Origin of the sequence: Streptomyces griseorubiginosus (assembly GCF_017614965.1) — a bacterium.
GTDB classification, from domain to species: Bacteria; Actinomycetota; Actinomycetes; order Streptomycetales; family Streptomycetaceae; genus Streptomyces; species Streptomyces griseorubiginosus_B.
This window is the reverse complement of record NZ_WVUG01000032.1, coordinates 37028-47070: the sequence shown is the minus strand read 5'-3', so window position 1 is coordinate 47070 and position 10043 is coordinate 37028. Positions and strand designations below refer to the sequence as shown.

Genomic DNA, 10043 nt, shown 5'->3' with positions numbered 1-10043 from the left:
ACCACCTGTACGTCACCTGGCCCGCCCCGCCCCTGCGCAGCGGCGAGCGCGTCCGCTGGCGCGTCCGCTCCCGCGGCGACGCGGTGATCTCACCGTGGAGCGCCTGGCACGCCTTCGAGGCCGGCCTGCTCGACGAGGACTGGACGGCACACTGGATCACACCGGCCGGCGACCCGGACACCGCGCGCCTGCCCTTCGGTACCCGCCCCGCGCACGTCCTGCGCACCACCTTCACCGCGGCCGAGGTCGTCCGCGCCCGCGTGTACTCCACGGCCCTGGGCGTGTACGAGGTCTTCCTCAACGGCGAACGCGCGGGCACCGTCGAACTCGCCCCGGGCTCGACCTCGTACGACCGCACCCTGTACGCCCAGGCAGCCGACGTCACCTCGTCCCTCCTCCCCGGCGTCAACGCGGTCGAGATCGTGCTGTCCGACGGCTGGTACCGCGGCCAGGTGGGAGCCTTCCGCAAACCCGCCGGGTGGGGCGAACTCCTCGCAGCCCGCCTGGAGTTGCACCTGGAACTCGCCGACGGCTCGCGTCAGACCATACGTACCGACGAGCGCTGGACGTCCGCCCCCAGCCCCATCACCCGGGCAGACCTGATGGACGGTCAGATCACCGACTTCCTCGCGGCCCGCGGCCCCGAACGGCCGGTCCTCGTCGACGCCGTGACCGCGCCACCGATCGACTGGTCCCCGGCCCCGCCCGTGCGCCGTATCGAGGACCGCCCCGTCGCCTCGCTCACCCGGCTGCCGGACGGCGCGTGGATCGCCGACTTCGGGCAGAACGCCTCCGGCTGGATCGCCCTCACCGACCTCGGCCCCGCCGGCACCCGCACCGTCATCGACCACGGCGAGCACCTCGACCCCGTCACCGGCGACCTCACCACCACCCACCTCGACATCCAGCGCCCGGGCGACCCCGTGACCGTCTTCGTCCAGCACGACGAGGCCGTCTCCTCCGGTGCCGCCGGCGAGCGCTTCGAGCCCCGCCACACCGTGCACGGCTTCCGCCACGCCCGCATTCGGCGCGGCGAGGTGCCGCTGGACGCGTCAAGCCTGACCATGCGGGTGGTCCACACCGACCTGCGCCCCACCGGCACCTTCACCTGCTCCCAGCAGGACCTCAACCACCTGCACGAGGTGGCCCGTTGGAGCTTCCGCGGCAACGCCGTCGACGTCCCCACCGACTGCCCCACCCGCGAGCGCATCGGCTGGACCGGCGACTACCAGGTCTTCCTCCCCAGCGCCGCCCGCCTCTACGACGTCTCCGGGTTCAGCCGCAAGTGGCTGCGTTCGGTCCGCGACGACCAGCTCGACGACGGGCGCATCGCCAACTTCTCCCCGGACGGACGGCGCATCAAGCTCCGCGGCGACAAGCGCCTCGACATGATGACGGGTTCTGCCGGCTGGGGCGACGCCATCGTGCTGGTGCCGTGGGAGCTGTATCGGACCTACGGCGACCGGCAGGTACTCGCCGAGAACTGGGACGCGATGGTCCGCTGGGTGGACTGGGCGCTCGCCACCGCCCGCACCGCCCGCCACCCCTCCCGCGTGGCCCGCTCCGAAGTGCCCCTGCCGCACGAGGAGTTCATCTGGGACGGCTCCTTCCACTGGGGCGAGTGGGCCGAGCCGAAACCCCGCACCGAGGACGGCTCGCCCGTCGCATCGACGGACGACGACCCCGAAGCCTGGATGAAGACCGACAAGGGCGAGGTCGGCACCGCGTTCCTGTACCGCTCGACCGTCACGCTCGCCGGGATCGCCCGAATCCTGGGCCGCGAGGCCGCGGCCGCCCGCTACACCGTACTGGCGGAGCGGATCAAGGAGGCGTGGCGGACGGAGTTCCTCGACGACACCGGCCGTACGACCGTCGACACCCAGGCGAGTTACGTCCGCGCCCTCGCCTACGGACTCGCGCCCGAGAAGCTGCGCGACGCCGTCGCCGCGCGGCTGACCGAGCTCATCGAGAAGGCCGGCACCCACCTGGGCACCGGGTTCCTCTCCACCGCCCACCTCCTGCCGGTCCTCGCCGACACCGGCCACGCCGACCTCGCCTACCGGGTGCTCCTCCAGCGCACCTCGCCCTCCTGGCTCGGCATGCTCGACCGCGGTGCCACCACGGTGTGGGAGGAGTGGGACGGCGTCGACGAGGACGGCAACGCGCACGCCTCGCTCAACCACTACAGCAAGGGCGCCGTCATCCAGTTCCTGCACACCCACACCCTCGGCCTGCGACAGGCGGCGAACTCGGTGGCCTGGGAACGGTTCGTCGTCGCCCCCGTGCCCCACGCGTCGGTCGACTGGGCGCGCGGCACCTTCGACAGCCCGCGCGGCACCATCGCGGTGGAGTGGCGCGTGGCGGATGACGAACTGGACATCACCGTCGACGTTCCGCCCACTGCCTCCGCCACCGTTGTCTTCCCCGACGGTACGGAACTGACCGCCGGACCAGGCACCTGCACGGCTCGCCGACGCCTGACTGACTGCTGAGGCAGTCGACTCCACACTCAGAGCTGACTCAAACCTCCTCTCAAACCGCGCTGAAGCGAACTGGCCTGGGCTGGCACGTCATTCGCGACACCGACTCGTGCGGCGATAAGCCTGGTCGGCGGTCACTGGAAGAGACGCCAACGGCTGGGGCCGGTCGCATCGGCGCGTCCAGTGACGAAGTTGCCAGTGTGTGGGGAGTGGAACAGGGCCTGGTGGCTGCCGCAGCAGGCGGTGGCTCCGATTTCACCGTACGTACATCAACCGGTACGCGGGCGGCCTGTCGGCGTTCGTCGCCCGCGCCGAGCAGCTGATCGCCACGGCAACCGGGCCGCCGTCCCGGCGCGGCTGCGGGAGGACTTCGGCTGAGGCCGATGGCCGGTCGTGGCGCACCGCGGCCGGCCTGGGGATGTCAGGCCGGCCGCGGTGCGGGCTCGGCGCCTTCTGGTGCCGGGCGGATGACGGTGTCAGGATGCGGGCCAGTGGCCGACCATCTCGGCGTAGGTCACTCCGTCGACCTTCTTGCCCTCGAAGGTGCCGGAATAGGCGGCCGTGCCGTCGTAGCGGGCGCCCGCACCGCCGGTGAATTCCTGGGCGTCGGTGCCGGTGACGCGCACGGCGAGGTGGGTCCTGAGCGCGGGGATGTCGATGCTCCAGCGAGTGGGGTAGGCGTTGCCTGTGGCGGGGCTGGTCCAGATCCGGTGGGCACCCTTGGCGACCGGCTCGACCGTCGCCAGCTCGTAGGAGCCGTCCCTGTGCATGACCGTGGCCCAGGCGTTCTCCCCCTTCTTGTCGCTGACGGAGTCCCACACGAGGAGCTTGTCGCCGCCCGGGAGGCGAATGGGCATCCAGGTCCAGCGCGAGGAGGTGTCGGTGATGTCGTAAGGGCCCCACTGCCGGTCCACCCAGGTCTGCCCGGACACCTGGTAGTCCTTGGCTTGGACGGAGAGGGTGCCGGTGGTCCGCATGGACGGCAGGGCGTACTCGTAGTTCGTCTTGCCGTACAGCGGGAAGGACCCGGTGCCGGCCGCCTTCAAGGCCGGTCCCGCGGCTTTGAGGTTGACGTCGACGGAGCCCCACGGCGTGCTCGCCTTCACCGTCATGTTCTGCGCGGTGCCCTTCCAGGTGATGTCGGGCGTCTTGATGTCGAGTCCGGTCTTGCCCCAGTACAGGTCCTTTGTGTCGACAGGGACCTGGTAGCCCTTGTACCAGCCGGTGGTGACATCGGTGACGCTGACGCTGATGACGTTCTGGCCCACGTTGGGGAGGGTCGCGGTACTCAGCGTGATCCCGAACTCGTGGCCGCCGCCCTTCACCCAGCTGGTGGCGAAGATCGACTCGCTGTCCGAGGGGTCGGAGCTCAGCGTGTGGGCGCCGAGGTCGGTGGCCGGGTCCAGCGTGCTCGGGATCCCCTCGTTGACAACGTGGGGGGTGCGGCTTTCCTTGTCCTGCTCCGCTGCTTGCGCGATGGGCAGGACGGCCGCACCCAGCAGTGCGGTGGCGGTGGCACCGGCGACGACGACGGCGAGGCGCGTTCGCGTGGTGGCTCTCACAGGACTCCTCCTTGAAGATCGGGCGCTGTAGGGACTTCTCGAGGGACAGTGCGCGGATCACATGTGGACGACGGGCGCCGCGTCGGGATCGGTGGCGGGTACGCCGCGGCGGTAGAGGATGACGCTGACGACGAGGCCGACGGCGAAGAAGACGGCCGACCACCCGTAGGCGGTGGAGTAGGCCTCCAGGCCGGCCTGGGCCTGGACGGCGGGGTCCTTGGGATTGCGGCCGTCGAGGTAGTCGGTGGCGGCGCTGGTGGCGAGGGTGTTGAGCAGGGCCGTTCCGATGGAGCCGCCGACCTGCTGCATGGCGTTGACGGTGGCGGAGGCGACACCGGAGTGCTCGGCGTCCACGCCGGCCGTGGCCAGGCTCATGGCCGGGGACATCACCAGGCCGAGTCCGAATCCCGCCACCAGCAGCGGCGGCAGGACATCGGTGGTGTAGCTGCTGCCGAGGTCGAGGCCGGTCAGCCAGACCATCGCTGCCGCCGCCAGGCCCATGCCGAGCGGTACCACGGGCTTGGGGCCGATCCGGGGTATCAGCACGCTGGTGGCGACCGTACTGCCGATCATGAGCGCGGCGGTCATGGGCAGGAAGGCGAGCCCTGTCTTGACGGGGGTGTAGCCCAGGCTCTGCTGCAGGTAGTAGGTGAGGAAGAGGAACACACCGAACATGCCGGCGCCGGTGATGAGGATGGAGATGAAGGAGGCGCCGCGGTTGCGGTCGAGCAGGACGCGCAGAGGCAGCAGGGGGTGGGTGGACCGGGTCTGCCACCAGGTGAACGCGGCGAGCAGGACGGCTCCGGCGAGCAGCAGGCCCCAGGTCGCCACGGAGCTCCAGTCGTGGCTCTCGGCGTTGGAGAAGCCGTAGACGATGCAGAACAGTCCGCCGGAGACGAGGAGAGCGCCGGGAATGTCGATGGTGACGCTCTTGTCGCGGGTCGTGCGCCGGAGCAGGAGGGCACCACCGGTGAAGGCGACGACGGCGAAGGCGAGGTTGACGTAGAGGGTCCAGCGCCAGTCGAGGTACTCCGTTAGCAGGCCGCCGAGGAGGAGTCCGATGGCGCCGCCGGCACCGGCGATGGCGCCGTAGACGGCGAAGGCCTTGGCCCGTTCCTTGGCGTCGGTGAACGTCGTGGTCAGCAGGGCCAGGGCGGCCGGGGCGAGCAGCGCGCCGAACACGCCCTGCGCGGCACGCGCGACAACCAGCATCTCGAAGCTGGTCGCGGCACCTCCGACGGCGGAGGCACCGGCGAAGCCGACGAGGCCGACCAGGAAGGTCATCTTGCGGCCGAACAGGTCGCCTATACGGCCGCCTAGCAGCAGCAGGCTGCCGAAGGCAAGGGCGTAGGCGGTGACGACCCACTGCCGGTCACCGTCGGAGAAGCCCAGGTCCTTCTGCGCGGAGGGCAGGGCGATGTTCACGATCGTCGCGTCCAGGACGACCATGAGCTGGGCAACGCCGATGACGGCGAGGATCCACCAGCGGTGGCGGGGCGGTGCGTCGGCGGACGGGAGGGAGGACACGGTGGCCGTGCCGGCCGTGTCTCGGGCGGTTTTCGGCATGCCGAAACTCCAGGAGTGGTGGGACAGAGGGGCGTAGCGCGCGGTGGTGTGGTGCCGGACGGCTGCGTCGTCGGAGCTCGTCACGTTCTGCGGTCGGTGCTTGGTGCACCGACAGGTACTTTTCGGCGCGGGGGAATCAGGCCGCCCAGGCTTCCGGACGAACGGCTCCCGCGTTACGCCGGCAGGAGGTGTCGCAGGCAAGGGCGGCCGCCCTCAGTTCGGGCCGGGATCCCTCCAGCGACCGACGACGGGCTTCTTGGGCGGAGGCGGAGGAATAGGTCTGCCAGTGGCGGGCCTGCCGATTGAGTTGCTTGATCAGCGGCATGAGATCGAGGTCGGCGGGAGTGCCGTGGATGCCCAGGCGGACTGCCCATTCCTCCCCGCAGGCCTGTCGGAGCACACTGTCGATGAGATGGCGCAGCTGCTCCTCCGACAGGACTGCGCCCGGCGCCTCCGCCATCGAGTGGGCCTGCGCACCGGCCATCGCGGCGGTCATGGTCGTCGAATTCTCGTCGGGTGCGGCGGTCAGACTGTCCAGCAGGTGCCGCAGTCGGCGGGCGCCGGCGTGGTCGACCACGTCCTGGTGCAGGCGTTCGTCGAGCCCCAGCAGATGGGCGACATACGACCAGTACCGGTAGAGGGACCGCTCCTCCTCGGGGCTGATGTCAATGCCCACGGCCGTGAGCGCCTGGAAGGCGACGAGGGTGAAGCCGAGCCAGGTGCGGGCCATGTCGAGCTGCCCCACCGGCAGGCCCCGGGCACCCCGGTCCCACTCCGTGAGGGACGTGGCCCGCGTGCGGGCATGGGCCAACCGCGCCTCGACCGTGGCCACGTACCCCGGACGTCCGCGCAGCAGTCCTCCCGGCCGAATGGTCTGGCGCACCCACACCCCGGTCTCCGCGAGCCGGCGTGCGGCCGTGTCCTCCGGCCTGCCTGTTCCGGCCAGCACGCGCGCCGTGGCCGGGGAGGCGTAGCCGTACGCGAGCGCGCAGGTGATCGAGCAGAGCGCGAACCACATGGGGGGCACGGACTGGCTCACGACATCGCCCCGGTGGAGCAGCAACGGGTCCACCCATGCAGGGGTGGCCTCCACTTCCCGCAGCAGCGCGGTGACGGCCGCGGGGAGCGGCCGGTCCACACTCGTCAATCCGTGCCTGAGGCCGGCATCGAGGGCGTTTCGGGCCTGCGGGCCGTAAAGGTCAAGCTCGGCGATGACGGCATCGGCGAGCGGATCCCCGGCGGTGAGCAGGGTCACCACGTGGTCGGCCTTGGCGCGCCGCTGACGGCATGCGGCGTCCAGGTCGACCGCATGTTGGGAAGCCTTCGGGTGTGTGCGCTTCGCGTCCATGGGGTTCTCGCTTTCGAGCAGGTGCGGCGTCCGGCCGCGAGGTGGGGGAGAGGGGCTCGTGCGGGGTCCGCGGAATCAGTTCCAGGGAAGTGGCTGCTCAAGAGCAGGTCCCCGATTTCTGACACATGTCAGACTAGCGAGATTCTGACACCTGTCAAGTAAGATGTTCTCGGGTTCACCAGGTGATCCCGGGCCGGCCGTGTCGGGAGGCACGCAGGCAGGCAGGAACGAGCACACAGTCTTGGAGGCCACAGTGCGAGCACGAGCCGAATCCGTTCGACGGCCGGGGCGTCCCGGTGCGGGCACCCCCGCGGTGCCCGAGGAGGAGAAGATCCTGCGACGCGGGCTGGAGGCCTTCGCGGAACTGGGCTACGAGGGTGCTTCCGCGCGCGAGCTGGCCCGCCGACTGGGTGTCAGTCACAACTTCATCAACGACCGTTACGGGTCCAAGGCGGCCTTCTGGCGCGCGGTGGTGGACTCCGCGATGGAGGCTCAGCTGGCACGCCTGCCGCAGCCGGACCCCTCGCTCGACGACGCTGAATGTCTGCGGCGCTTCATCACCGGTTTCTATCTCACCGCCGTGGGCACCCCGCTGATGGATCGAATCATGCTGGAGGAGCTGTCCCGGGACACCGAGCGGCTGGACTACCTGTACGAGCGCTACATCGCTCCGACCTTGGACCTCATGACGCCGAGCATCGAGCGGCTCGTCGCCGCCGGACGCATGGCGCCCATTCCGCTTGACGTGCTGTTCTTCACCGTTATCCCTCCCATGTCAGGAGTCATCCAGGGGGCGCTGGCGCAGCGCATGGGCAGGCCCGTGCCCACCTCGCCGGAGCAGCTCACGGCCACGGCGGAGTCGCTGGCAGCGATCGTGGTGAACGGACTGCTCGCTACTGGTGTGACAGGGCACTGACACCAACGCCTCCTCCACCGGCCCATGGCCACGGGCGTGCAGGCCATCGCGATCGAAGACCTCGACGTCCCCACTCCAGAACGCCGGAAAGGTACGGCCGACGCAGGAGGTTCCGTCAGCTCGTCTGCGGCGTCCCTGTCGGCAAGCTCCGTGCCCGGTTCGTGTCAATGTGCGCGGCGGCCGGGATCTGGGTCCCGGCCGGAAGGTCGCGCAGCTGATGAACGGTCAGGCGGAGGACGGTGAACCGGGTTCTTCGCGCGGACGTCCGTGACGCGCGACCGGGCCGGTGCCGACGGGGTCGGGGGAATCACTGTCCAGCCCGTGTTCCGTGGCGTAGGCGATCAGGTCGCGCGTAGACCGCTCGATGTGCTCGGCGAGGGCCTCGACCCCGCGGTCCGCATCGCGGTCCAGGGCGAGATCCTTGAGCAGTCGGTGCTCGGCGGCGAGGTCGCGCAGGTGGTCGTCGGTAAGCATCCAGGACCACCGCCGGTACAGTTCGGCACCGTCGCGGAGCGATGTCGCGATGTTCTCGAGGTGCGGGCTTCCGCAGCCGGCCAGCAGTGCGCGGTGGAACTCGCGGTGTGCGGTGGACCATGCGTCGTGGACGCTGCCGTCGGGCCGTGTCACCGGGGTGCGCTGGAGTGTGTGGTGAGTGGCAAGTACCTGCGTCTCCCAGGCCAGGTCACCCAGCTCGAAGGACTGGCGCAGGGCCAGCGACTCGATCTGCACCCGCACCCTGGTCAGGTCGGAGAGATCGGCTACGGACAGCGGTCGCACACTGAACCCGCGCTGTGGACTTGACACGGCCAAGCCCTGCTCGGCAAGGCGAGTCAGCGCCTCCCGTACCACGGACTGACTGACGCCGAACCGGCTGCTCAGTACGGTCAGCTTCAAGCGCTGTCCGGGCTCCATCAGGCCGCCGAGCAGGTCGGCCCGCAGTTCCTCGAACACCTCTTCGGTACGGCTGGAGGATGTGGGTTTCGCAGTCACGTGCACCAGTCTAGCCGCTGACAGCAACAAAAACAGAAAATATCGAGAAGTCCCATTTGTATCGCACCTTTGGGAGCGCTGGAGCTGTCGATCCAGGGTATCGTCGAGGGGTCGCGATTTTATCGATAATCCCTTGAGTTCTCAGTAGTAGGCCTAGATACTCGTGACACGAAGCAACGTCGTGAGTGTCCGGAGGTTTCTATGTCCTTGCATCGGTTGACCTCAATCACCATCGGCGTGCCGAACGTGGCCGAGACGGCGCAGTACTACGCGGAGTTCGGGCTCACGCCCGTATCGCGTCCCGGTGCCCATGAGCAGCAGTTCACCACCCGCGACGGAGGTGAGCAGTTGACGATCGCCCAGTCCTCGACCCGGCGTCTGCTCCGCATCGGCGTAGGAGCGCAGGACCCGGACGACCTGGACCGCATCACCCACAGCCTCGGCCGACTGGACATCGACAGTGTCCGGGACGGCGATTCGCTCCTCGTCCACGATCCGAACTCCGCGCTCGAGGTGCTGGTCGAGGTTGCTCCGGAACTGCGCCAGGAACCCGCGGTGCGGGAGCCCATGAACGCCCCCGGCCGAGCGGACCGGGCGAACGTGCGCGCCCCCGGCGTCGACCGCAACGACCGGATCCGGCCGCGGAAGCTGGGTCATGTGGTGATCGGATCGGTCGACCGGGAGGCGACCACGCGGTTCTTCATCGACGGACTCGGCTTCAAGATGAGCGACCACATCACCGGCATCGCAAGCTTCATGCGTTGCTCGACGGACCACCACAACGTCCTCGTCCAGCAGGCGCCCCTGAACTTCCTGCATCACACCGCGTGGGAGGTCGACGACGTCGACGAAGTCGGCCGGGGGGCGTCCAGCATGCTCCAGGACCACCCGGAACGGCATGTGTGGGGGCTGGGCCGGCATCATCTCGGCTCGAACTTCTTCTGGTACCTCAAGGATCCGGCGGGCAACTTCTCCGAGTACTACAGCGATCTCGACTGCATCATCGAGGACGCTCTCTGGAAGCCCGAAGACATCGGTGGAGCCCGCGGTCTCTACAACTGGGGCCCGCCTCCGCCGCCGTCGTTCCTCGCTCCGGAGGACCTCGCGGGCCTGATGACCGGTTCACACGCGCCCACCGCCTGAGCGGAACCGTCCCCGTAGTCCACCAAAGGAGCGTTGAG

General features: G+C 69.4%; 7 protein-coding genes. 3 read left to right on the top strand and 4 right to left on the bottom strand.

Features of this window, described 5'->3' with window-relative positions:
- Positions 1-2492: family 78 glycoside hydrolase catalytic domain (locus tag GRC12_RS09390; protein ID WP_208778726.1), on the top strand; the 2492-nt coding region annotated here is incomplete at its 5' end.
- A gap of 464 nt (positions 2493-2956) precedes the next feature.
- On the opposite strand, the gene GRC12_RS09385 is transcribed toward GRC12_RS09390, so the two are convergent.
- The 3 genes from GRC12_RS09385 to GRC12_RS09375 all read right to left on the bottom strand — a co-directional run bounded on the left by GRC12_RS09385 (position 2957) and on the right by GRC12_RS09375 (position 6956).
- On the bottom strand, positions 2957-4042 hold the full coding sequence (locus GRC12_RS09385) for a lipocalin family protein (RefSeq protein ID WP_208778725.1): 1086 nt from the start codon (positions 4040-4042) through the stop codon (positions 2957-2959).
- Positions 4043-4099: 57 nt separating this feature from the next.
- Complete coding sequence (locus GRC12_RS09380; protein ID WP_208778731.1) at positions 4100-5608, bottom strand: MFS transporter; 1509 nt, start codon at positions 5606-5608, stop codon at positions 4100-4102.
- Positions 5609-5744: 136 nt separating this feature from the next.
- The gene (locus tag GRC12_RS09375) at positions 5745-6956 is read right to left on the bottom strand and encodes an oxygenase MpaB family protein (protein ID WP_208778724.1); all 1212 of its coding nucleotides are present in this window, start codon (positions 6954-6956) and stop codon (positions 5745-5747) included.
- Between the two features lie 313 nt (positions 6957-7269).
- Between GRC12_RS09375 and GRC12_RS09370 the strand changes: the two genes are divergently transcribed.
- Positions 7270-7872 carry a TetR/AcrR family transcriptional regulator gene (locus GRC12_RS09370; RefSeq protein ID WP_308286512.1) on the top strand — a complete coding sequence of 201 codons (603 nt, stop codon included), beginning with the start codon at positions 7270-7272 and terminating at the stop codon, positions 7870-7872.
- A gap of 225 nt (positions 7873-8097) precedes the next feature.
- Here the strand turns inward: GRC12_RS09370 and GRC12_RS09365 are convergent, their stop codons facing one another.
- Positions 8098-8862 (bottom strand): GntR family transcriptional regulator, encoded by a 765-nt coding sequence (locus GRC12_RS09365; RefSeq protein ID WP_308286511.1) that lies wholly within the window; start codon positions 8860-8862, stop codon positions 8098-8100.
- A gap of 201 nt (positions 8863-9063) precedes the next feature.
- Between GRC12_RS09365 and GRC12_RS09360 the strand changes: the two genes are divergently transcribed.
- On the top strand, positions 9064-10005 hold the full coding sequence (locus GRC12_RS09360; protein ID WP_208778722.1) for a VOC family protein: 942 nt from the start codon (positions 9064-9066) through the stop codon (positions 10003-10005).
- The last annotated feature ends 38 nt before the right edge of the window (positions 10006-10043 follow it).